A 24,303-nucleotide genomic window follows, 5' to 3' on the forward strand; every position below is an offset into this window, starting at 1 on the left:
CGAATCGTTCCATAGTGTCTTAAAAAAAGGGCTCATTTATCAGCAACAATACGCAACACGTGCACAAGCACAGCAAGATAGTTGGGAATACATTGAAATTTTCTATAATCGTAAAAGAATCCATTCAGCGAATGGTTATTTATCGCCGGCAGAAAAAGAACGTATGTACGAATCATGGGCTGCATAATTTAAATTTTCTGTGTCTATTTTATTGACGTAATATCACAGAGTCAAAACTTAACATTTTCCACACACATCACTACACATTTTTCCTTTACTGAGAATATACTAATTATTGTGGTTCCATGGCATATGCTAACAAGTTGGAATCATATTATATTCGATACAATAAGGAGGTTATAATGTATGGATCATTCTTTTTTTAAACCGGGTCCCTGTAGTCAGTTTCCTTTTCCTCATGCCTTTCCTGCAGCATCCGGAGACTGTTGTCCGCCGCAGGTCTTTTTTTCTCTAGAACAGCAGCAACAGTTCCCTCAGCTTTTACAAGCTGTTAACTCATCACTCCAAGCATTTTTTACAGATCCAAACGCACAAATGAGTGCAGCATTACAAGCTACTTTGCGGCCATTACTCACATTTTTACAACGTCTCATTCCACAAACACCTCAAACACAATTCTCTATTCAAACACTGCAGCAGCTCCTAGCGGCATTACAGGATCCCACATTACCAGTAGAAATAATTTCAGAGTTATCCCAGCTCTTTTTACAATCTTTATCCGCAGTAGGAAGCGCTTCAAATCTGCCTTCCACGTCCTTACAAGTACTATATCAGTTAATTTTACAAGGTATTATAAATAGTACACCGCAAGGTACAACACCTGGGGTGCCTGTAGAGCCAGGACAAATACAAGGGTTAGAGGCGGTATTAGCGCAATTAGCCCATGCCCTTGCAGCCTTTTTTGGAAATCCAAATGCAAATACAGCGGCTAATTTACAACAACAGCTCAATCAACTGTTAGCGATTTTGAATACCTTTCCTTCCAACCCGCAAACTGAATCCCTAAAAATTTTCATTCAAAATATCGTTGCACAATTACAAGGCCCGGACTTTAATACGAGTCTCATCTCCCAATTGATTTCTCAATTATTTAATGGTCTTTCTTCTTTCTTCGGAACATTACTTTTAGATCCGGCGACCTTGCAAGCCCTTATTCAATCCTTAATCGATGCGGCGTCCAATAACATTCCCCAAGGACCTTCGCCAAGTATTCCTGTTGATCCAATACAGTCCCAACAACTCCAACAATTATTACAGCAACTGACTTCCCTATTACAAGTGTATTTGACAGATCCAACGAATCCAGCAAATGTAACGGGGTTACAAAATGTACTTTCTCAATTTTTAGCGATTTTGAATACCTTTCCTTCCAATCCACAAACGGAGTTTTTAAAACAACTCCTACAAAATATTGTGACATTACTACAGGACCCAAATGCTTCTCCTTCTCAAATCTCACAATTACTCCAACAATTTTTAAATGGTCTTTCTTCCTTTTTTTCTACGCTCATACTCGATCCTACTACTTTACAAACACTCTTAACGGCATTATTACAGGCTCTTAACGTAACTGCAGGAGAATCTGGTGCTGGACCTCAAGGACCAACAGGACCTCAAGGGCCTACAGGATCTCAAGGGCCTACTGGAAGCTTTGAAGGTGCGCAGCCTTTTGATCCAAATAATACAGGATTGTACCAACCAGGTGACATTGTCATATATGAAGGCGCAGTATATGTGGTCAATACGGCAGATCCTCAAGGGATTCCAGGGGAATCTCCAGACTATACGTCTCTTGTTTCTTCTGGTGCAACTGGACCTACGGGACCTCAAGGGCCTACTGGAAGCTTTGAAGGTGCGCAGCCTTTTGATCCAAATAATACAGGATTGTACCAACCAGGTGACATTGTCATATATGAAGGCGCAGTATATGTGGTCAATACGGCAGATCCTCAAGGGATTCCAGGGGAATCTCCAGACTATACGTCTCTTGTTTCTTCTGGTGCAACTGGACCTACGGGACCTCAAGGGCCTACTGGAAGCTTTGAAGGTGCGCAGCCCTTTGATCCAAATAATACAGGATTGTACCAACCAGGTGACATTGTCATATATGAAGGCGCAGTATATGTGGTCAATACGGCAGATCCTCAAGGGATTCCAGGGGAATCTCCAGACTATACGTCTCTTGTTTCTTCTGGTGCAACTGGACCTACGGGACCTCAAGGGCCTACTGGAAGCTTTGAAGGTGCGCAGCCTTTTGATCCAAATAATACAGGATTGTACCAACCAGGTGACATTGTCATATATGAAGGCGCAGTATATGTGGTCAATACGGCAGATCCTCAAGGGATTCCAGGGGAATCTCCAGACTATACGTCTCTTGTTTCTTCTGGTGCAACTGGACCTACGGGACCTCAAGGGCCTACTGGAAGCTTTGAAGGTGCGCAGCCTTTTGATCCAAATAATACAGGATTGTACCAACCAGGTGACATTGTCATATATGAAGGCGCAGTATATGTGGTCAATACGGCAGATCCTCAAGGGATTCCAGGGGAATCTCCAGACTATACGTCTCTTGTTTCTTCTGGTGCAACTGGACCTACGGGACCTCAAGGGCCTACTGGAAGCTTTGAAGGTGCGCAGCCTTTTGATCCAAATAATACAGGATTGTACCAACCAGGTGACATTGTCATATATGAAGGCGCAGTATATGTGGTCAATACGGCAGATCCTCAAGGGATTCCAGGGGAATCTCCAGACTATACGTCTCTTGTTTCTTCTGGTGCAACTGGACCTACGGGACCTCAAGGGCCTACTGGAAGCTTTGAAGGTGCGCAGCCCTTTGATCCAAATAATACAGGATTGTACCAACCAGGTGACATTGTCATATATGAAGGCGCAGTATATGTGGTCAATACGGCAGATCCTCAAGGGATTCCAGGGGAATCTCCAGACTATACGTCTCTTGTTTCTTCTGGTGCAACTGGACCTACGGGACCTCAAGGGCCTACTGGAAGCTTTGAAGGTGCGCAGCCTTTTGATCCAAATAATACAGGATTGTACCAACCAGGTGACATTGTCATATATGAAGGCGCAGTATATGTGGTCAATACGGCAGATCCTCAAGGGATTCCAGGGGAATCTCCAGACTATACGTCTCTTGTTTCTTCTGGTGCAACTGGACCTACGGGACCTCAAGGGCCTACTGGAAGCTTTGAAGGTGCGCAGCCTTTTGATCCAAATAATACAGGATTGTACCAACCAGGTGACATTGTCATATATGAAGGCGCAGTATATGTGGTCAATACGGCAGATCCTCAAGGGATTCCAGGGGAATCTCCAGACTATACGTCTCTTGTTTCTTCTGGTGCAACTGGACCTACGGGACCTCAAGGACCTACGGGTATAATCGAATCGTTTGGTGATTATTATACACTCAGCCCAGCGGATGGAACTCCAATAATCGTTAACGGTGGAGAAATATTCCCTTTACTAGGTATAAATGTTCAAAATGGAATGACATTAGCGGATAATATCATTACAATAGGTGTCCCAGGGGTCTATTTTATCTCATATTTTTATACACCTTATAATAATAATCCCAGTACACAGTACACCATGCAGTTATTGGTAAATGGTACTCCGCCGTTAGGAACAGTGCTGTATACTAACTCTGCACCGGGAACGATTGCCGCACAACTCACATTTCTAGCTGCACTTCAGGCAGGAGATAAATTATCATTTAGAAATTCAGGGTCGGGGGCTATTCGAATAGATGTTCCAGGTATTCAAGATCAACCACTAGCATGTTCATCTACGCTATTTCGAATTTCCAGTATTCCTGGTACTTTTAGACTAGGCCGTTCTAGGTTTTTTAATGAAAATTAACTTTAGTGATGACCTTTCATTCTAGAATATGTTTTTATATACGATACAAAATCTGATAAAATTATTTTGATGCAAATAATTGATAAATTAAATAAAAAGCGAAGATTCCCATGCAGTGCCCCCTGTCAAGTAGACAGTATTTAAAAAGAGCAACTAAGCAACCTGAGTTCTATATTTATATGGACTCAGGTTATTTAATTTCTTTTGAAATCTTTGATGATTATAAAAGTGCATATATTTACGCACGGCAAGTTTGACCTCATTCGCTTTACGGAAGGAGCGTAAATGAAAACACTCTGCAATAGCGGATAAGTACAAGCGCTGTCCATTGAAAATCAAATAGGTAATATCGGTTACCCATTTTTCATTGGGTTTTGAAGCTTGAAACTCCCTATTTAGATGGTTCTCTGAAATCACATAAGCTTCGTTTTTTCCGTAATAAGGTCGTTTTTTCCCTAATTATGGCTTTGATACCTAGTTCACTCATCAATCTTTGGATGCGCTTATGACTCAAATGAAGGTTATATGTGGCTTTCCGCCACACTTGTATTCTTCTATATCCATAAATTCCTCTTAATTTTTTATGACACTCCAATATCTTTTTCTTAATTTCGATATCCTCGGATTGTTTTTTTGAAGGCGTCGTATGCCGTTTTATCCATTTGTAGTAGCCACTTCTGGTTACACCAACAATATCGCATAGAATGGTCATTGTATAACCTGTTTTTGTCATTTCATGGATGACTTCGAATTTTTTCGTTTTGGATACGACTTTCATTCCTCCTTTTACATCCCTAAGAATCTGCTTAAAATCTTTTCAATAAAATTGCCACACCTGCCAATAAGCAACTCTGTCTACTATTTTCAAGTGTTCGTTCACAATTCTTCCACATTCTACGGTAATTTTCTAACCAAGCAAAGGTGCGTTCCACAATCCAGCGTTTTGGTAACACAACAAATTTGTGAAGTTCAGAGCGTTTGATGATTTCAACCGAACAATCAATCGTTCCTTTTATGGATTGTGCAAAGGATGAGCCCGTATATCCGCCATCACAAAGTATAGTTGTCACTTTTTCCAATGTTTTCTTGTGCCTTTCACACATTTGGATGGCACCCTCTCGGTCTGTTATGTTCGCAGTTGTTACATCAATCGTATGAATGAGACCGTTTGTATCTACAGCGATATGACGTTTGATTCCTAACACTTTCTTTCCAGCATCATAACCCTTTTCACCAGCTATCCATGTGTTTTTCACGCTTTGTGCATCTACGATGCAGAATCTTGTCTGATTCTTACGTCCATCTTGCTCACGATAGGTTTCAACCAATTTTTTTATGCACTTTTTCGAGAAGACTTATACCATTCTCGTTTGTTTTTCGCCAAATCTGATAGTAGAAATACACCGTTTGCCAGTTTGGGAAGTCACTTGGTAGATTGCGCCATTGGCAGCCTGTTGGTAAGCACGTACAGAACACCGCAGAATACCTCATATAAATCAACTGTGCGTGAACGCGTCCTTTTTCGTGCGTGTTCCAAATCTGATATTACGTCAATAAAATAGACACAGAAAATTTAAATTATGCAGCCCGCGATTCGTACATACGTTCTTTTTCTACCGGCGATAAATAACCATTCGCTGAATGGATTCTTTTACGATTATAGAAAATTTCAATGTATTCCCAACTATCTTGCTGTGCTTGTGCACGTGTTGCGTATTGTTGCTGATAAATGAGCTCTTTTTTTAAGACACTATGGAACGATTCGATACAAGCGTTATCATAACAGTTTCCTTTTCTACTCATGCTACATGTCATTCCATACTGTTGTAATTGATTTTGATAATCGTTGGAAACATATTGACTTCCCCGATCAGAATGATGCAAGACAGAACTTGCCGGTTTCTGTCGGAAATAGGCTTGTTGTAAAGCTTTCAATACTAATTCTTTTGTCATCGTACGATCAGCATGCCAGCCCACAATTTTTCTAGAATACAAGTCCATCAGACTTGCTACATACAACCAGCCTTCTTTCGTCGATACATAGGTAATATCGGCTACCCAAACTTGATTTGGCTTTTCTGCCTTGAATTGACGATCTAACACATTGTTATGTACCGGATAAGAATGTTTGGAATTTGTAGTAGCTTTATATTTTTTTACAGTTCTTGATTTTAACCCTTGTTCTTTTATGATTCTTGCCACTGTTTTTTGTGAGATACGCCTGCCCTTTTGGCGTAAGATGGACGTTACTTTAGGGCTTCCATATAAACAACGTGATTCTAAGAAAATACAGTGTATTTCTTTAGTGACTTGTTCTCTTTGTACTTGCCTGGGATTTTTAGTATGATTTTTCCATTTGTAATATCCGCTTCGGGATACATGTAGAACTTGGCACATCTTCTCCACTCGGTATGTGAAGCGGTGTTGATGGATAAGTTGAAATTTTACCGATGGTCTTTCGCGAAGAAGTGCATCGCCTTTTTTAAGATTGCATTTTCTTCCTCTAAATCTAAAATACGTCGCTCCATCTCGTTTGTTTTTTGATCTTCAGAACGGAACGTTCGTTGCTTTACAAATTTGGGCTCTTTTTTATATTTCTTTACCCAACCGTGAAGGGTATTTACTGAAATCCCTAATTCTCGAGCAACTTGAGCTACATTCTTTCCTGTTTGTAAAATATGTTTTACGCTTTGGCGTTTAAATTCTTCTTCATATTGTTTTACTTTCCCCATGTAGACACCTCATTTAGTTCATTTTTTATCATATTAACTTGTGTCTACTTTTTAGTCTAACATCATTTGTGGTTACGTATAATTTTGCCAGTGTCTATCCACCTTTATCGATGTTAAAACATTAAACGGAACTTAAATAATGGTAACTCATCCTGTTACGTGTCTGAATTTGACGGTGTCCGATCTGAAGCCGTATTTCGAAGACGCCTACGAAAAAGCGTCACCACTAAAAGAAGAATAGGAATACCCGTCTGAAAAGGAATGGATACGAACTGGATGACTTGTAAGCCCTCTGTTATATGCTCTGAGAAATTGCTTGAAATGATGATGGAAGAAAAAAGAATCGTCACTCCAAAAGGAAATACAAGTTTATGATGCTTTTCCACTTTAAAAAGATCTGCCGCTGCGATCACGGATATATAATAATAAATCGCTACCTTAAAAAAATTCCCGATAATTAAAGCGAACATAACAATTACATCTATACGTTGTAGAAAATCTCCAATGCCCACTTTACTTAATGCCGTATACAAAGGGATAGGCGTTCTACTAACAATATTCACACCAAGTACCCCCACATCAAGTGCCACTGTATAACTCAAGATGGCTCCGCTTACCATCATCGCCCATAACCCAATCGGAATCCCTTGTTTAGGTTTATTCAAATATGGAAGCACCATTGAAAAAGCAAGCATCTCTGCGAAAGGGAAAAAATATGTCTGCGGAACTGTTAGTAATACAGGTTTGTAACCTTTTTCTAATATAGGTAAAAGATTGGGGACATGAATAATTCGAGAGGAAAATAAAACAATAGTCCCTATTACTCCAATGATGATTAATATCATAAAGTATATGCTAGCTGTTCGAGCTAGCACCTCAATTCCTTTATAAATCAAATAGGCGACTACCAGGGTCATGGAAAGATTGAGTACAAATAGGGGAGTTAGATCATATAAGGCGATGTTTAGCAGATTACTACAATCTCGTAAGTTTCTAGCAGCCGCATTCATAAAATATGCCGTATACAAAAGAGCAATGGGCCAGCCAATATATTTCCCTAGAATTTTTTGTATATAACTTGTAAAAAGCAGATTGGGAAAGAAGCGATGCAGCGTACCATGAACAATAAACATGGCCATTCCACATGCCAAACCGAGTAGAACAGCAAGCCAAGCATCTTTTTCTGCTTCCATCCCCACGCCAACTACAAGTGCACTTCCAAATTCAAATAAAATAATTAAAGCGAATAATTGTACTGCGTTTATTTTGATTTTTTCCAAGACCTCACATCCTTTTTTGTATATTTATTCGTTGGTCTCTTTCGTATGATACGTCTTGGTTCGCATACCTGAATGATGAATAACTACATTCACAGTCACATCCACTTTACTTTCAGAAAAAGTATGATTCCAATCATGTTTCCATTTATTCCATACTTTTGGATGCGAGAGATTGAGTACTTCTCCAAATCCTAAAACATCACTTTTCTCGTTTTGTGCTAACTTGACTGCTGCTAAGATATCTGTCTCTGTTTTATTTCTCCATTGTCGTTCCAACTCTTTGATGATAACTGTCTGATTCAGATCGAGAGCGCATTGTACCTCGCTTATAATTCCTTCCTCATGTATATTGACATGGAACATTGGCTTCCCGTGATGAAGGCTTGCTGTCACATTCGTTTTGGAACGGAGTATTTCAATACCAATGGCATTTTTTTTCTTTTGACAATTGAGGTTTATAGTGGACCCCTTCATCTTATTTTGAATCAATATAATTCCTCTTGCTTGTCTGTTCGGAAGCCAACGCATGAGTTTCCCATCCTTGAAGAGGGCCAATCTACCGATATTAACAGAAACAGAAGGTTTGCTTTTTTCGACATTCGATTTCTCATCTCCTTCTAGCGAGTCTCCATCCAGTCTTACACCACTTATCACCAACTGTTTTCCTTGTTTCCCCAATCCATTAACGATATCATCGATTTCTACCCTTGTATTCTCTGACCACAACTTTTCTGTTAATTTCATTTTTGTAGAAAGACTGTTGGAGGGGAGTTTCTCAATAGGTGTGAGCGTTTCAAGGATCTGTTTGGCTTCATCTCTTTCTGCGATCAATACCATAGAAGTAAGGCGAGTTTCAGGGGTCCTCTCAAAAAAGTCGAATAGATTTGAGATCCCTTTTTTTGCTAACGATTCCCCGATAATGACAAGCTGTAAATGGGAGAAATATAATTCCCGGGGCACCTTTTTTGATGTTTTTCGAATGGCTTCTAATAACGTACGTCCCGTTGTTGTATAAACTGTGATTGGAGTGGAATATCCAGATCCCCCCTCGATACTTCCCGCTGCTTCACCTACGTTAGCAATTTGAAGTGATACTCGGTATCCTTTGTTTTCTGCATCCTTATCTATGCCAAGTGCCATGACAATCGCCAAACTTTTTATTTCTTTGCTATCCCAACAGCCGGTAAGTAGGACCGTAGTTATAACCAACATGACAATGATACACTTGCTATTTCTCATCCATATCCTCCTTACTCATGTTTTGACTGGGAGAAGATTGAAGATCGCGTGCCATCCTGGTTCTATTCTGCCGACTAATAAGTCGAGGTCTTGTGAAAAAGGACCATAATGGAAAACGGAATAAGGTATCCTTTTGATCTGATGAAACCCATGGTGCAAAAGGAGCCAGATAAGGAATACCGAAAGAGCGTAGACTGGACATATGACCTATAATCATAATCGTACCGAGCATAACACCATAAAAACCCAGTATCCCCGCTACTATCATGAAAGGAAAACGCAAAATACGAGTAGTGGCTAAACTGAAAGAAGGTATGGTGAAACTGGCGATCCCTGATGCTGCCACGATAATGACCATAGATGCTGATATAATACCTGCTTGCACAGCCGCTTGACCCAATATTAAAGCGCCTACGATTGAAACCGCTTGACCTAGCGCTCGTGGCATTCTCAATCCAGCCTCACGTATTACTTCAAAGCTTACCTCCATTAACAACGCCTCGATTAATAATGGAAAAGGAGCACCGTCTCTTTGCGCAGCAAGACTCAAGAGAAGAGAGGTTGGAATCATCTCTTGGTGAAACGAAAGGGCGGCGATGTATACGGGTGTTCCCAATAGGCAAACAAGAAAAGAAAAAAAACGTAAGAATCGTAAAAATGTACTAATGACGAAACCTTGATAGTAATCCTCGGGTGATTGGAAAAATTGAAAAAATACAGTAGGTGAAAGGAGAACAAAAGGTGTTCCATCCACCAGAATGGCAACTCGCCCTTCTAGTAAATTGCCTACCACACTATCTGGACGTTCTGTACTATAGATAGTTGGAAAAAGAGTGAATGTCTCATCTTGAATGAGTTCCTCGATATAACCTGATTCCAAAATTGCATCTATTTCAATGGAATTTAAACGTTGTTTGATTTCTCGCACGAGTTTATCACTGGCAATGTCTTTTATATACAGGATACCAATGTCGGTTTGAGTCACGCTACCTACTTTCGTTATTTCCAGCCAAAGTTTCGAGCTCTTGATCCGCCGACGAACAAGAGAAATGTTTGTTGCGATGGATTCAGTGAAGCAGTCTTTCGGACCACGTATCGTTACTTGGGAAGTTGGTTCTGTAATAGAACGGGTTTCCCCCCCTCTTGTGTTAACACTAAGCGCTTCGGGCCAATCATCCATTAAAATGATCGTGTCTCCCGATAACATCGACAAGCATAATTCATCCCAACGTGAAATACTTTGTAGTTCACCCACCACCAAGACATCTTGTTTTATCCTGTTATATAGTTCACAAACGTCATGGATTTTAGTCTCATCCAGATCATCCTTCAACGATTGCAAAATCCAATCATCCATTGCGCCCTTATTTACTAATCCATCTATATACATTACCACAACGGTTATTTTAAGGGATATTCCTATTTCTATTTTACAAAATTTAATATCAGGGCTGTTACCAAACTCTTGTTTTATATGGTCAAGATTTTTTGTTATATCTGAATGAAGAAGATTCATGCCTTTACCAGCACCCTTTTGTTCTTTCTTACATGTGATGCCTCTGCTCGTTTTATGAAATTTACATTCCATTTTTGATTCTCCTTTAGCTTTGATAAGTATTGTTTTGTACATAGAAATTTTTATGTGGGGGCATGTCATATCTCGGATAAAATTTTAAAAAACCAAAAGCTTATAAATAATAAAATGTGTATTCGGGAATATATGAGATAAACTCCTTTTTATAAGAAATTGTGTGTACTATATAACCATAAGTTTTATAAAGATATGATATTTTTAATATGCGATGTTTATGGTATTGTATACCATAAATTACTTGGTTCTGGTGATATTAAGTCAATAAAATAGACACAGATAAATTTAATTATGCAGCTCTTGTCCCGTACGTACGTTCTTTTTCTGTCGGAGATAAATAACCATTCGCTGAATGAATTCTTTTACGATTATAGAAAATTTCAATGTATTCCCAAATATCTTGCTGTGCTTGCGCACGTGTTGGATATTGTTGCTGATAAATAAGTTCTTTTTTCAAGACACCATGGAATGATTCGATACAAGCGTTATCATAACAGTTCCCTTTTCTGCTCATGCTACCTTGCATTCCATACTGGGGTATAGCCGCATGCCCATCAACTTAAGAATCTTTACTACCCCAAAGTGTAAAAAAAACGTTATTCTTTCTAAAAATCTAAATAGAAAGGATGGCGTTTTCTTATGAATCTTTCGATTCAAGATGAATTACAACTATTTTCTGAAGAACTGTGCTGTCATTTAACCCCTTCTCTTTTAGAAGAACTCGCAAAAGAATTAGGGTGTGTCTAAAAACTATTTTTATGATACGATTACCTCAAACAATCCAAAGAGAGGTATTTTCCATGACATCACGCCGCTACGAACTTACAAATGAACAATGGGAACAAATCAAAGACATCTTTCCACCGTACACGACTGGACGTCCCCTTAAAAGGAGTAATCGCGAAATGTTCAATGCAATGTTGTGGATAGCCAGAAGCGGTGCACCCTGGCGTGACTTGCCGGAACATTATGGTTTATGGAAAACCGTGTATGCCCGCTTCTGTAAATGTGAACTGTCCATACTGTGCAACTTCCATACAAATTGATAAGAATGGTGTAGTACAAGAGATTTGTGAATTCTGTGGTGGTCATATGCGGGAACAACAAACAGGTATGCTACAGATTTGTCAAAATGGTGAGCGTTTTGAATTTACAACAATGCAACAGCATATCTTCTTAGAGCATATTAATCAGTCTGTAGGTGAATTGAAACAGTATCACACGTACGATTTGTATTTGTTGCTAAAAGAAGTCAGAGAAGCACGCAGTCAAACGTATTATGGTTTGCAATTGCTCAATAAAGCATCTAAAACAGAAAAAAAATTAAAGGTTACTGCAAATGAAACGGGTGGAGAGTATGAGTATTACACAAGAAAAGCATGGGTAATTGAGAATATTCTCTTAGAACGTCAAGAATTCTTTCCAGAAAAGATTACAGCTCGTGTTCTTCAATATATGGAAGAACAAATTCAAAAATCGAAAAAGAAGACCATGAAGATATCAAAGGTACAACGTCAGCATAGAAGAGAAGCTTGAGAAATCTTTATACAATTTGAATTTTATATAAAATGGGGGAATGAATTATGAATACGGTAGTTAATTTGAGTATTGAAGAACTTCATAAAAAACAAGAAAAAAAGTATAAGGATATATTTGATAAATTTGAAATCGGTCAGCGAATAGAATTAAGTTCATCTTCTTATGAGCCAGATATTCCTCTCGGAGCCACAGGTAAAATATTAGATAAAAAATATAGCAAGAACGGATGTGATCTAAGAGTTGACTTTGAAGGCTATGAAACTTGGATTGATGGAGAAGATGTTTTCTAAAAGCAATTGCATATTTTAGATAGTTAATCAGTCAAACCTCCACTGATGAAAGTTTGACTGATAACGTATTACAATTTGAATTTTGTATAAAAATGGAGGGGTAATTATGAACGTTGGTGAATGGGTTTTAGCTGAAAATCAAGTCGGTTTTATCGTTTTTAAAAACCATACTGAAACATCTATAAAAGTTAAATGTAACTACTCAGCTTCCTCACGGAGGCTTTTTTCATTTACTAGTCTGATATGTACTTTTTGTGTGAATACTAGATATATCATACAAGGAGGTGGTATTTATGTTGAAAAAACAAGAAATTCTAGCTGTCTATCAAAAGGGACCTCAAGCTATTTGCGATTTTGTTCATCAATTAGAAAGTCAAATACAGAATTTAAAAGAGCGTATAGAAGAATTAGAAAATCGTTCAAAAAAAAACTCTACAAATAGTCATAAACCACCCTCTACAGATGGTTTTCGTAAGCCTATTACAAAAAGTTTGCGAAAATCATCCCAGCGTCAAACCGGTGGCCAGTTGGGCCACAAAGGACATACTCTTGGTTTGACAGCGACTCCAGACCATACAATTACATATTCTCCTACCTATTGTACTTGTTGCTATACTTCTTTAGACCATGAGCCTGTAAAAGGATACCGCATTCGCCAAGTGTATGATTTACCACCTATCCAGATAGAAGTAACAGAACATAAAGTGGAACAAAAAGAGTGCCCACATTGCCATTCTATTCAAGAATCCCAGTTTCCTTCTACTGTCTCTCGTCCTGTTCAATATGGTCCAAATATAAAAAGACTAATCCCCTATTTAACGCATTATCAGTGTCTTTCTTTAAAAAGAACAAAAGAATTCTTTCAAGATTGTTTTGGACATTCTATCAGTGAAGGAACGTTAGTCAATCATACAAACAGTTTTTCGGCTCAATTGCAGCCTTTTCTCCAAGAAGTAAAAGACCAGATCCTTCAGTCTTCTGTTGTCCATTTTGATGAAACCGGTATGCGTGTAGAAAATAAAACACAATGGTTACATACTGCCAGTACACCGGAGGTGACATTGCAACATATTCATCAAAAACGCGGAAAAGAAGCGTAACTACTCAGCTTCCTCACGGAGGCTCTTTTAATTTACTAGTCTGATATGTACTTTTTGTGTGAATACTAGATATATCATACAAGGAGGTGATAGTTGTGTTGAAAAAGCAAGAGATTCTAGCTGTCTACCAAAGGGGACCTCAAGCTATTTGCGATTTTGTTCATCAATTAGAAAATCAAATACAGAATTTAAAAGAGCGTATAGAAGTATTAGAAAATTGTTCAAAAAAAAACTCTACAAATGGTCATAAACCACCTTCTAGGCTTAGTGACAGGGTGTCTGCTCTAATCCGCAGAATAATTCCCATTAAAAGTAAAATTAGATTGCATATTTTGAAGCATGCAGTATTTCATCAAAAATCATTCAATTTTTTGCTGTTTATAAACATAAGTTATGACACCGAGCAATACCTTGCATTTACTGCATATAAAATATAGAGTCAAATCTTTAGAGTTATGAAGCTTTTTGTAAAAAGAAAACATTTATGTTAATGATAAACTCATATTTTTTACTATAACTGGAAACAATCTTGCGGACCACAGCAGTTACCCTGTCACTAAGCCTTGAAGCGATTGAATAGCGATATTTGATTTTTCAGATAAAACTTTACTGTCTGTTACTAATTGTACTTTGAAACGCTCAAGTGAAGAATTCGTTTGTTCTAAATGTTCATATGCTGCTTGTGCTTGTTGTTGCATTTGATCAACAGCCGTGATAAAATCCTTTTTCGCTTGTTCATTATTATTTAGACTCCCAAGCAAATCCAATAATTTATTGTAGTAACCGTTAAATCGATTATTGCATCGTATCATTTCTTGATTCATGGCTAAAATTTGCGGATTATATTCATCTAACCATTCACGGACATTTGTTTTCGCAAAAGATTGATGATTAGTCAAACTGCTCATCGCTTCAACTTTTGCATCCGGTTGTTGTAATATGACTAATCCATAAGCCTGAATTAATGGTGCTTGTATTCCTAGCATTCTAATAGAGTTTGAGAGTGTATGTACCTCAGCTAATCCTTGAGTATGGACTTGCTGACTATTTGGAGGGTGTTGCAAAACTCATAAATATTCAAAAATAAATGCATAAAAAAATCCGTTTTCCTGGAAGAATGATAGTACCCTAAACTATCTCCAGAAAGGACGGATTTACTAGTATGATAACCAATTTTGATCACAATCAATCCATTTTACACATTTTATTTGCCTACGTAGACAGTTTAACCATTGGAGGCGTTCCGCCTATTACAGGCCGCCCACCTATCTGTAGAAAAGCTTTACTCAAATGTTTTTTTGTGAAAACGGTATTCCAAATCAATTCATTACGTAAGTTAACTCGCTTTTTGCATCAATATCCTTCATTTCGTGTATCTTGTGGTCTTTCCTTTGTTCCTCATATATCCACTTTCTCACGTGTAGGAACTTGGTTTCGCAATGAAGGTATTCCGTTGATTCATAAACAAACTCTTGAAGAAATGAATTTAGGATTAATTCCGTGTGTTTTAATTGATAGCACTGCCTTACGGAGTAGTTTATATGATTCCCAAGCAAAATGGGGGAAATCTACTCGTTATGGTTGGTATAAGGGATATAAAGCTCATGTCTGTTCTACACCAGAAGGTGTTGTATTGTCGTATGCATTTACAACAGCGAACGTACATGATAGCAAAATGGCTCCTGTATTGCTTCAAGATATACAAAATCAAAATGTGTTATTTTCCATTGCAGATGCTGCTTATGATAGTCAGCGCATTTATGAAATTGCAAAAACATGTGATATTTTTGCGGTGAATCCAATTAACCCACGTAATGGCGAACAAAGCAAAAGTACACATCGCCGTGTATTATCTCATTTTGCACAAACCATCTTTGGCAAACAGTTGATGAAAGAGCGTGGGAAAATTGAACAACAGTTTGGTCATCTCAAAGATAAAGGGCTGGAACAGCCACGTTGGTATGGTCAAAATCGCTATTTATTACATGTTCAGCTAGTTTTTCTGATTCATAACATTGCATATTTATTTTAGTTTTGCAACACCCTCTATTTGGTGCCGCTAGAGCCGTTACGCTAGTAAAACAGCTCGTTGATAATGTTGTCGCTACCAACCCAATAAGACATATTTTTTTCATGGGTAATTTCCTCCTTTTATTGCTTATCACGTCAGAAATCATTATATACATCATGTAAAGGAATATAACAGAATATAAAGTAACTTTATTAAATGATAATAACTTTAGTTTTGTATATTAAGTTGTAAGGTAATAGTCTACACTATTTTATAGTTAGTCACTTCTATCTGGATAAGTGGTAAATCATATGCTTGGCGAGTGTCGTATCCTTTTATTGATATCCAAGAGATACAAAAGGTAGAGAGGAGACGGTTCTGTTGTAAAGTTTTTGAAAGTAAGCTGAATTTTTGAAAAATAGGGTGAGGAGTATCCAAAATGAGATATTTTAAAGGGAAACCATTCAAGAAAGATATTATTTTAGTAGCCGTCGGCTACTATTGTCGTTTTTCTTTAATCTATCGTGACGTATCTGAAATTTTAAAAGAACGTGGTGTATCGGTTTATCCTACAACGATTATACGTTTGGTGCATGAATATAGAAATTTGATTTATCAAATGTGGAAGAAGAAAAATAAATCAGCACATTTCGTATGGCATTTAGATGAAACCTATATCAAAGTCAAAGGAGAGTGGCGTTACCTTTATCGTGCGATTGATCAAGAAGGATACACCTTGGATATCCAACTTCGTAAAACAAGAGATCATCAAGCTTCCTATATGTTTATGCAAAGATTAGTAAAAGCTTTTGGAGAACCAACGGTTCTCACAACAGACAAGGATCCATCCTTACTTTGTGCGTTCAAAAAATTGAAAAAGAACGGTTTTTATGCGCATACGGAACATTGCACCATTAAGCATCTCAATAATCTCATCGAACAAGACCATAGACATATCAAACGACGTTTGGTTAAATCCGCAGGATTTCAAAATCTTCGTCATGCTTCCCGTACCATTAAAGGAATCGAAACGATTCATGCTATATACGTCGAAAAAGAGAAGTCATATTCCATCCTTCTCCTTTTCGACGTATAAGGAATTACAGGAGTTATTCAGAACCGCTTAAACTATAATTGTATTTTGTAAAAGAATTTGTGTTTTCTCAAACTTTGCAACAGAACCCGTATTCGTATTTTAGATTTAACTGCATTTCAACTTCCGGATATATTTTCATCAATTTATCCTGGTGCGGGAGGATGCAGCCATACAGCGTGAGTATGATTTATTATCCTTCATATCCATCATTGTAAAAAGATAAAACGAGAACGATTGGAATGCCATTTGTATGGGCAACTGATTGCCATTCTACTTTGTTCTTCTACCATGTTTCAAATGCGGCAATTGCTTCTTATGAAAAAGAAACGAGAACGGAGTGAATATAAGGCCATATATACGATTAAAGATTACTTTTTTCTTCTTTTCCAATTGATACAAAACACCCAAGAGATAACAAAGCTTTTAATCCGCCTGTTCCACCTTCTAGAGAAAAACGGACGGAAATCTCATCGATATGAGAAGAAAACGGTCTTTGATATCATGGGTATTCATTATGAGTATAGTATAGCTAGGGAACAAAAGAAAGCTGCATAATTTTAAAAATAAAACTCGTTAGAGTTTATTTAGCATGCGGATTTTTAAGAATAATCAATCTGTTGAACAGTTTGTAACTCTTTTGAAGGGAATTCCATTTTATTTGTTCTCTTAAGTTGATGGGCATGTATTCTTCCCCCTGTTTGATTGAAAACTTCATTTTTAAAGCAAGCGTATCTTCTTGGAATATATGGTGACATCTTCTGTTGTTTTCGAGTTTAAATTTCCTCTAGAATCGATTTATTTTCTTACGCTGCAGCTTACCAACGTTATTTGCATACCCTGCAGAAAGATGACTATTGTGAGATAATCTGGCGTCTTTCATTCTATCCGATTTTTTTGTAACAGAACCAATAGAATGATATCAGGTTGATAATGTTTCCATTTGAATATATTTTCTGGTTCCATACGGATCACACACCTTTTTTTAGTAGTCGTACCAATATAGCCAAGTTTGAAAGACCATTTTCAAAGCATTTCAATTTTTTACACCAGAACCTTTGAATATTCTGATCCTGTAACAGTTGATTTTGACCCTTGTCATAGGACATATTTTTAGTTGTAATTTCGAATGTATAGACCTACAATCAATTAGGTGCAGAAAATCACCTGCTAAAATTTTTGCATATTCTTCATAAAATTTAAAATTTTCGTACATAGGAGAACTATTTATGATGTTAGAATTTCCAATATTAGAAGAAATACCACCCATAACTTGGTGATTTCATACAAATAAAATTATGATAAGGAAGGAGGATATACCCATGAAACAAATTTCTATGATTCCAGAATTTCCATTACCAGATGAAGTACCACCAACCCTTTTTTGGTAATTCACGATAGAATTCAAAACAGAAGCTTGATGCAGAGCTTCTGTTTTGAATTTGTCAATATTAGGAGCGCATTATTATGAACAAATTGATATTAAAGATACCTACTCAGTTTTCTACAAATAGATTAATTATACGGGTTCCAAAACCTGGAGATGAGATAGTTGTGTATGAAGCGATTTGCCATTCTATAGCTGAATTAAAACCATGGATAAAATCGCTACAACAAACACCTACAAAAGAAAATATCGAAACGCTCATTATAAATTATAATATCCAATTTCTACAACGTTCCACATTACCATACTTAATGTTTTCAAAAATAACTGGTGAATTTATTGGTTTTGCAATTTTTCATGAAATTAATTGGGAAATACTTAAATTTGAAGTTGGATATTGGATTCATTCTAAATTTAGTAAAAAAGGATACATGACTGAAGGAGTACATAGACTTGTAAAATTTGCCTTTGAAGAATTAACAGCAAACAGAGTGGAAATTCGTTGTGAAGCTGCTAACATTCAAAGTCATGCTATACCAAAAAAATTGTATTTTAAACTAGAAGGTATTTTAGAAATGAATGAATTAAATGCCAATAAAAAAGAGTTAAGTGATACTTATCTATTTGCCATGACTAAACCATATTATTATCTGACTTTGGCAAATGGATAAAAAGAAATCAAGACTAAGATGAAAAAAACTTCATTAAGACTTTTATTTTATAATTCAAAAGTCTCCCCAATAAGTGACGTTTTATTATTAATCTGTATTTTTATTTTGTCACTAAAAATCTTTTCAGATCTCTGAATAATAAAATACTTCATACCGACTGATTTTTTCATTCATGACTTTTTCACTATAAATTGTTCTTTGTACTTTAACAAAGAAAGCTGATTTTTCCAACAACAAAACAGATTTGGTTCAATAGCCTCTTTTCCACCATATTTAGGCTCTACAATCAAATTTAATGGTGAATCATATTGTTTCATATCAACATAAACGTCAGCGATAGCTAAAAAGTGTAGGATTTTTTGACTATCAAATTAGTGAGAATAAGTGCATATACAAGCGGTTTGTAAAATTTCACGTACCATAATAAAAAACAAAACACACCCAAAGAAACAACAAAGGTTGCTTCTTCTCTTCTTTTTCCGATACAATAGATATATATGCTTTGCCCATTCCCCCGAAAAAGGGAACTAACAAAAAAGATAGAATATGAAATAAGAAAGGTAACTCATATTATGAATCAACCTTTAGTGAATTTACGAGTGGATTTTGCTTTTAAGCAATTATTTGGAACAAGAGGAAATGAACAGATTTTAATGCAATTTTTGAACGTGACGTTGGCCTCTTCGCTCTCTTCACCGATTCAATCGCTGACAATAGAAGACCCACATATGCACCGCGAATACGAAAAGGACAAATTGTCCATTCTAGATGTATTAGCAACTTTAGATGACGAAACCCAAATTGCAATTGAAATACAATTGAATGACCAACATGATTTTCTGAAACGTAGTTTGTATTACTGGAGTCGCTTATACGCTTCTCAAATGCAAAAAGGTGGTTCGTATGATGCATTGCGAAAGACGATTACCATTAATATTTTGAACTTTCCGGTCTTTTCAGAATACGAAGGGTTCCGTACAACAGGGAAACTGTGGGATATTGAGTTACAAAAACTACTGATAGACGATTTAGAGTTGCACATCATTGAAATCCCTAAATTAATGGCGCAATGGAAAGAAGAACAAGTCAATCCATGGGAAGACGACTTTGTACGATGGCTACTCTTATTATCTGCCAATGAGGATACACAATTGACGCATACGCTGGAGGAGATCGCCATGAACCGAGACCCGATTTTAAAAGATGCGCTGCAAAAATGGGAAAAAATGAGCCAAGACCCTGGATTCCGTATGCTATATGAAGCAAGACAAAAGACGCTTATTGATGAAGCCTCTAAATATAAATATGCAGAGAAAAAAGGGCGAGAAGAAGGGAAAAAAGTTGGAAAAGAAGAAGGGCTTCAAGAGGGTATGGAAAAAGGCATGGAAAAAGGAAAATTAGCCGAAAGAGAGCAAATAATTCGTGGCATGCATAAAAACGGCATGGATATTGAAAATATTGCTAAATTTACGAATATGGATATATCGGATATACGCCATATTTTGAGACAATAACAAAGATTATTCTGGATATTAACGGCGCATTTCTTCTGCACCATACAATTGATTGTACTGTTCCTGTATACTTTGTAGTTGTAGACTTAATCCTTTTGCGAGGGATGTCATTTTGGGGTCTTGTTGTAAGGTGAGCAATAACTGCGACACTTTTATAAGCATCTCGTGAATCTCATATGATTCTTCTATCAAACCATCTATAGAAACCTGCTGAAGAATCGATTCAATTTTGCTCATTTTCCAATCAATTTCTTGTAACAATTGAGCAGAATTACCAGACCATGACTTATCCACGTATAATCCCTCTCCTGTCTTCTATATCTATTTGTATCCAACGTACTGATAGTTTTCATGTTATACTATGGGGAAATAGAAAAAGGTAACTACTCAGCTTAGTTAAACAAAAAAGCATGCCAAATACATGTTTCCTGTTCGAAAACATGAAAAAGAACACACTCCGATAAGAGAAAGAATCTATATGAAATAGAAACATTCTCTTACGAAAGAGTGGTATTCCAAGGAACCGTTCCGGTTTTTAACACCTGACTTATCGCTTGTAATACTGATTGATTTTGTTTTTTCATGGTGCTCATAAAACTGCGTATGTGGCAAAATGATTCTGCACCTTCCTTACTTCGAAACGTCCCAGACACTTTTTGTTTGACTTTCGTCATCCGAATATCTCGCTCCGCTTGATTGTTATCAAATGGAATATCTGGACTTTCTAAGAACGCTAGAATTCTGTCAGCATACTTGGCAAAGCGATTCCATAAATTTTGAGTAACTACTCAGCCACCTTTTGGTGTCTTTTTTTATTTTACTTGTTTCATATGCCTCCCATTTGTAAATACTGAGTATATCAAACAGGGAGGTGAATAGGATGATCCATCGAAAAATCATTTTAGATGCATATAAAAAAGGACCTGAAGCTGTTATTTCTTTATTTGAAGAAACATTTTCTAAGTTAGAAAAACGTATACAAGAACTAGAAAATGCTTCAAAAAAAAACTCCAAAAATAGTCATAATCCACCTTCTACAGATGGTTTGGGTAAGCCCGTTACAAAAAGTTTGCGCAAACCGTCTCATCGTCAAACCGGTGGCCAGTTGGGCCACAAAGGACATACGCTTTATTTGACAACGACTCCGGACCATACGATTACCTATTCTCCTACACATTGTACTTGTTGTAACACTTCCTTACACCAAGAACCTGTAAAAGGATACCGCATTCGCCAAGTGTATGATTTACCACCTATCCAGATAGAAGTGACAGAACATAAAGTGTCACAAAAAGAATGCCCACATTGCCATTCTATCCAAGAATCACAATTTCCTTCTACTGTCTCTCGTCCTGTTCAATATGGTCCAAATATAAAAAGACTGATTCCCTATTTAACGCATTATCAGTGTCTTTCTTTGAAACGAACGAAAGAATTCTTTCAAGATTATTTTGGGCATTCGATTAGTGAAGGAACGTTAGTCAATCATACAAACAGTTTTTCGGCTCAATTGCAGCCCTTTCTTCAAGAAGTAAAAGACAAGATCCTTCAGTCTTCTGTTGTCCATTTTGATGAAACCGGTATGCGAGTAAAAAATAAAACACAATGGTTACATACCGCTAGTACACCGGAGGTGACCTTGCAACATATTCATCAAAAACGCGGAAAAGAAGCAATGGATGCAGGCGGAATTTTACCGTCTTTTTCTGGAATTGCGATGCATGATGGTTGGAAATCGTATGATGCGTATACAGATTGTCGACATGTATTATGCAATGCCCATCTCTTACGAGATTTGCAAGGAATTATAGATAGTACGGGGCAAAAATGGGCTCAACAGATGCAGAAATTTCTCACGCAAGCTTTAACGCTGAAAAAACAATACAAAGGAAGTCTGCCAAAAGCAAAGCAACAGAATCTGTTTACTGTCTATCAAGCCATATTGAAAGAACAACCAGTCTTTTCTGCAAAATTAAAAAAGAAAGGAAAGCAGACGCCTGCTCAAAATTTATGGAATCGCTTCGTCAAATATGCTGATAGAATTCTAGCATTCTTGGAACATCCAGACATTCCATTTGACAATAATCAAGCGGAACGGGATATTCGAATGACGAAAGTCAAACAGAAAGTGTCTGGGACTTTTCGAAGTAAGAAAGGCGCAGAATCCTTTTGTCAGATACGAAGCTTTATAACTACCATGAAAAAACAAAAACAATCTGTCTTACGAGCAATAGGCCAGGTTATAGAAACCGGAACGGTTCCTTTGAATCGCACAACTTCATAAGAGAAATTCTCTATTTGATCTAGATTCTTTCTCTTATTGGAGTATTTTCTTTTCATGTTTTCGAATCGGAAACATGTATTTGGCCTGTTTTTTTATTTGAAGAAGCTGAGTAGTTACAATTTTGAGAAGGCGTCTGCTTTCTTTTCTTTTTTTGTTCTGCAGAAGGCACCTGTTTGCCTTTCAATATAGCCTGGTATGCGGCAAACAGATTCTTTTTCTCCATTTCTGGAATATTTCCCTTGTATTGCTTTTTTATTGTCAAAGCTTGTGTAAGGAATTCTTTCATTTGTTGTGCCCATGTTTCTCCGGTACTATCTATAATCCCTTGCAAATCTCGCAAGAGATGGGCATTACATAAAACATGGCGACAATCTGTATACACATCATACGGTTTCCACCCATCATGCATGGCAATTCCAGAAAAAGAAGGCAAGATTTCACCTGCATCCATCGCTTCTTTTCCGCGTTTTTCATGAATATGTTGAAATGTCACCTCCGGTGTACTCGCAGTATGTAACCATTGTGTTTTATTTTCTACTCGCATACCGGTTTCATCAAAATGGACAACAGAAGACTGCAGAATCTGTTCTTTTACTTCTTCGAGAAACGGCCGCAATTGAGCAGAAAAAGCATGGGTATGATTGACTAACGTACCTTCGCTTATCGAATGGCCAAAACAATCTTGAAAGAATTCTTTTGTTCGTTTCAAAGAAAGGCATTGATAATGTGTTAAATAAGGAATCAGTCTTTTTATATTTGGACCATATTGAACAGGACGAGAGATAGTAGAGGGAAACTGGGATTCTTGGATAGAATGGCAATGTGGGCACTCTTTTTGTTCCACTTTATGTTCCGTCACTTCTATCAGGATAGGTGGTAAATCATACACTTGGCGAATGCGGTATCCTTTTACAGGTTCATGTTTTAAGGACATGTCACAACAAGTACAATGCGTAGGAGAATAGGTAATCGTATGGTCAGGAGTCGTTGTCAAATGAAGTGTATGTCCTTTGTGGCCCAACTGGCCACCGGTTTGACGCTGGGATGATTTTCGCAAACTTTTTGTAATAGGCTTACGAAAACCATCTGTAGAGGGTGGTTTATGACTATTTGTAGAGTTTTTTTTGAACGATTTTCTAATTCTTCTATACGCTCTTTTAAATTCTGTATTTGACTTTCTAATTGATGAACAAAATCGCAAATAGCTTGAGGTCCCTTTTGATAGACAGCTAGAATTTCTTGTTTTTTCAACATAAATACCACCTCCTTGTATGATATATCTAGTATTCACACAAAAAGTACATATCAGACTAGTAAATGAAAAAAGCCTCCGTGAGGAAGCTGAGTAGTTACAGAAAAAGAAACTTGAAAATTCAAACGATATACTTCTTCTGTTGCATTCTTTTCAATTGTTTTTATAACTGAAATTTATATATGTATTACTAGTCCTGTAAGTTTAGTGGTATATGGTATAAGCATTCCGAATTTCTATTAAAATGGCATTCAATTTGTTTATTTAAAACAAATTGAATGCCATTTTCTTTTACATCAAATCGATATAAGAAAATCATATACACATAGCACACCCTTTTCATATGATGTGTGAAGATATAAGAGAGAATAAGAACCGTATACTGTTTGTATCATCCACTCATTCCCTCAACTG

Annotated in this window: 16 protein-coding genes and 9 pseudogenes; 13 read left to right on the top strand and 12 right to left on the bottom strand. The window is 37.1% G+C overall.

The annotated features are described in order from the left end of the window. Both QCI41_RS29320 and QCI41_RS29325 read left to right on the top strand, forming a co-directional pair. The coding region (locus QCI41_RS29320) for an IS3 family transposase (protein WP_353839256.1) at nt 1-187 on the top strand (187 nt) is incomplete at its 5' end. Nucleotides 188-366: 179 nt separating this feature from the next. Further along, nucleotides 367-3,906: a collagen-like repeat preface domain-containing protein gene (locus QCI41_RS29325; protein ID WP_353839236.1), complete on the top strand. Its 3,540-nt coding sequence runs from the start codon at nt 367-369 to the stop codon at nt 3,904-3,906. A gap of 153 nt (nt 3,907-4,059) precedes the next feature. Here QCI41_RS29325 and QCI41_RS29330 read toward each other — a convergent pair whose 3' ends face one another. The 8 genes and pseudogenes from QCI41_RS29330 to QCI41_RS29370 all read right to left on the bottom strand — a co-directional run. After that, nucleotides 4,060-4,323: an IS3 family transposase gene (locus tag QCI41_RS29330; protein ID WP_353838987.1), complete on the bottom strand. Its 264-nt coding sequence runs from the start codon at nt 4,321-4,323 to the stop codon at nt 4,060-4,062. After that, the gene (locus QCI41_RS29335) at nt 4,298-4,684 is read right to left on the bottom strand and encodes an IS3 family transposase (protein WP_353838788.1); all 387 of its coding nucleotides are present in this window, start codon (nt 4,682-4,684) and stop codon (nt 4,298-4,300) included. The genes QCI41_RS29330 and QCI41_RS29335 overlap by 26 nt, the downstream gene beginning before the upstream one ends. 28 nt (nt 4,685-4,712) lie before the next feature. Further along, a pseudogene (locus tag QCI41_RS29340) lies at nt 4,713-5,479 on the bottom strand (IS5 family transposase). A 5-nt stretch (nt 5,480-5,484) separates the two neighbouring features. Next, a pseudogene (locus QCI41_RS29345) lies at nt 5,485-6,638 on the bottom strand (IS3 family transposase). 155 nt (nt 6,639-6,793) lie between these two features. Beyond that, nucleotides 6,794-7,918: a GerAB/ArcD/ProY family transporter gene (locus tag QCI41_RS29355; RefSeq protein ID WP_353838786.1), complete on the bottom strand. Its 1,125-nt coding sequence runs from the start codon at nt 7,916-7,918 to the stop codon at nt 6,794-6,796. 24 nt (nt 7,919-7,942) lie between these two features. Continuing rightward, a complete protein-coding gene (locus QCI41_RS29360; protein WP_353838785.1) occupies nt 7,943-9,157 on the bottom strand; it encodes a Ger(x)C family spore germination protein in 1,215 nt (404 codons plus the stop codon). After that, nucleotides 9,147-10,745, bottom strand: coding sequence for a spore germination protein (locus QCI41_RS29365; protein WP_353838784.1), 1,599 nt, complete (start codon nt 10,743-10,745; stop codon nt 9,147-9,149). The genes QCI41_RS29360 and QCI41_RS29365 overlap by 11 nt, the downstream gene beginning before the upstream one ends. Nucleotides 10,746-11,037: 292 nt before the next feature. Next, a pseudogene (locus QCI41_RS29370) lies at nt 11,038-11,277 on the bottom strand (transposase); the annotation flags it as partial. Nucleotides 11,278-11,548: 271 nt separating this feature from the next. Between QCI41_RS29370 and QCI41_RS29375 the strand changes: the two are divergent. The 5 genes and pseudogenes from QCI41_RS29375 to QCI41_RS29395 form a co-directional block, all read left to right on the top strand. Then, a pseudogene (locus QCI41_RS29375) lies at nt 11,549-11,755 on the top strand (transposase); the annotation flags it as partial. Next, complete coding sequence (locus QCI41_RS29380) at nt 11,739-12,284, top strand: hypothetical protein (protein ID WP_353838783.1); 546 nt, start codon at nt 11,739-11,741, stop codon at nt 12,282-12,284. The pseudogene QCI41_RS29375 and the gene QCI41_RS29380, both read left to right, overlap by 17 nt. 47 nt (nt 12,285-12,331) lie before the next feature. Next, nucleotides 12,332-12,577 carry a hypothetical protein gene (locus QCI41_RS29385; protein ID WP_029440397.1) on the top strand — a complete coding sequence of 82 codons (246 nt, stop codon included), beginning with the start codon at nt 12,332-12,334 and terminating at the stop codon, nt 12,575-12,577. Nucleotides 12,578-12,870: 293 nt separating this feature from the next. Then, a pseudogene (locus QCI41_RS29390) lies at nt 12,871-13,674 on the top strand (IS66 family transposase); the annotation flags it as partial. Between the two features lie 98 nt (nt 13,675-13,772). Then, entirely contained in the window at nt 13,773-14,114 is a 342-nt protein-coding gene (locus QCI41_RS29395) for a hypothetical protein (RefSeq protein ID WP_353838989.1), read from the top strand. A gap of 123 nt (nt 14,115-14,237) precedes the next feature. Here QCI41_RS29395 and QCI41_RS29400 read toward each other — a convergent pair. Continuing rightward, nucleotides 14,238-14,714 (bottom strand): annotated as a pseudogene (locus QCI41_RS29400) (HBL/NHE enterotoxin family protein); the annotation flags it as partial. Nucleotides 14,715-14,839: 125 nt separating this feature from the next. On the opposite strand from QCI41_RS29400, the gene QCI41_RS29405 reads away from it, so the two are divergent. From QCI41_RS29405 to QCI41_RS29425, 5 genes and pseudogenes are all read left to right on the top strand, one after another. After that, nucleotides 14,840-15,709: a transposase gene (locus QCI41_RS29405; RefSeq protein WP_353836336.1), complete on the top strand. Its 870-nt coding sequence runs from the start codon at nt 14,840-14,842 to the stop codon at nt 15,707-15,709. Between the two features lie 418 nt (nt 15,710-16,127). Then, nucleotides 16,128-16,815, top strand: a protein-coding gene (locus QCI41_RS29410) for an IS6 family transposase (protein WP_483299075.1) whose coding sequence is annotated in 2 segments (ribosomal slippage) — nt 16,128-16,736 and nt 16,738-16,815 — 687 coding nt in all. Because the reading frame shifts where the segments join, the coding sequence is not laid out codon by codon here. Between the two features lie 170 nt (nt 16,816-16,985). Continuing rightward, nucleotides 16,986-17,339: pseudogene (locus tag QCI41_RS29415) on the top strand (IS4 family transposase); the annotation flags it as partial. Nucleotides 17,340-18,248: 909 nt separating this feature from the next. Beyond that, nucleotides 18,249-18,839 carry a GNAT family N-acetyltransferase gene (locus QCI41_RS29420; RefSeq protein WP_353838991.1) on the top strand — a complete coding sequence of 197 codons (591 nt, stop codon included), beginning with the start codon at nt 18,249-18,251 and terminating at the stop codon, nt 18,837-18,839. A 572-nt stretch (nt 18,840-19,411) separates the two neighbouring features. Beyond that, a complete protein-coding gene (locus tag QCI41_RS29425; RefSeq protein WP_353838992.1) occupies nt 19,412-20,353 on the top strand; it encodes an Rpn family recombination-promoting nuclease/putative transposase in 942 nt (313 codons plus the stop codon). A gap of 18 nt (nt 20,354-20,371) precedes the next feature. Here the strand turns inward: QCI41_RS29425 and QCI41_RS29430 are convergent, their stop codons facing one another. Together QCI41_RS29430 and QCI41_RS29435 are read right to left on the bottom strand one after the other, a co-directional pair. Further along, on the bottom strand, nt 20,372-20,647 hold the full coding sequence (locus QCI41_RS29430; RefSeq protein ID WP_353838993.1) for a hypothetical protein: 276 nt from the start codon (nt 20,645-20,647) through the stop codon (nt 20,372-20,374). A gap of 203 nt (nt 20,648-20,850) precedes the next feature. After that, nucleotides 20,851-21,132: pseudogene (locus QCI41_RS29435) on the bottom strand (IS66 family transposase); the annotation flags it as partial. A gap of 101 nt (nt 21,133-21,233) precedes the next feature. On the opposite strand from QCI41_RS29435, the gene tnpC (QCI41_RS29440) reads away from it, so the two are divergent. Continuing rightward, entirely contained in the window at nt 21,234-22,637 is a 1,404-nt protein-coding gene (gene tnpC / locus QCI41_RS29440) for an IS66 family transposase (protein WP_353836579.1), read from the top strand. Between the two features lie 118 nt (nt 22,638-22,755). Here tnpC (QCI41_RS29440) and tnpC (QCI41_RS29445) read toward each other — a convergent pair. Next, nucleotides 22,756-23,891, bottom strand: a pseudogene (gene tnpC / locus QCI41_RS29445) (IS66 family transposase); the annotation flags it as partial. Nucleotides 23,892-24,303 lie beyond the last annotated feature (412 nt).

This window comes from Bacillus cereus group sp. MG4 (genome assembly GCF_040460055.1).
Taxonomy (GTDB): Bacteria; Bacillota; Bacilli; order Bacillales; family Bacillaceae_G; genus Bacillus_A; species Bacillus_A wiedmannii.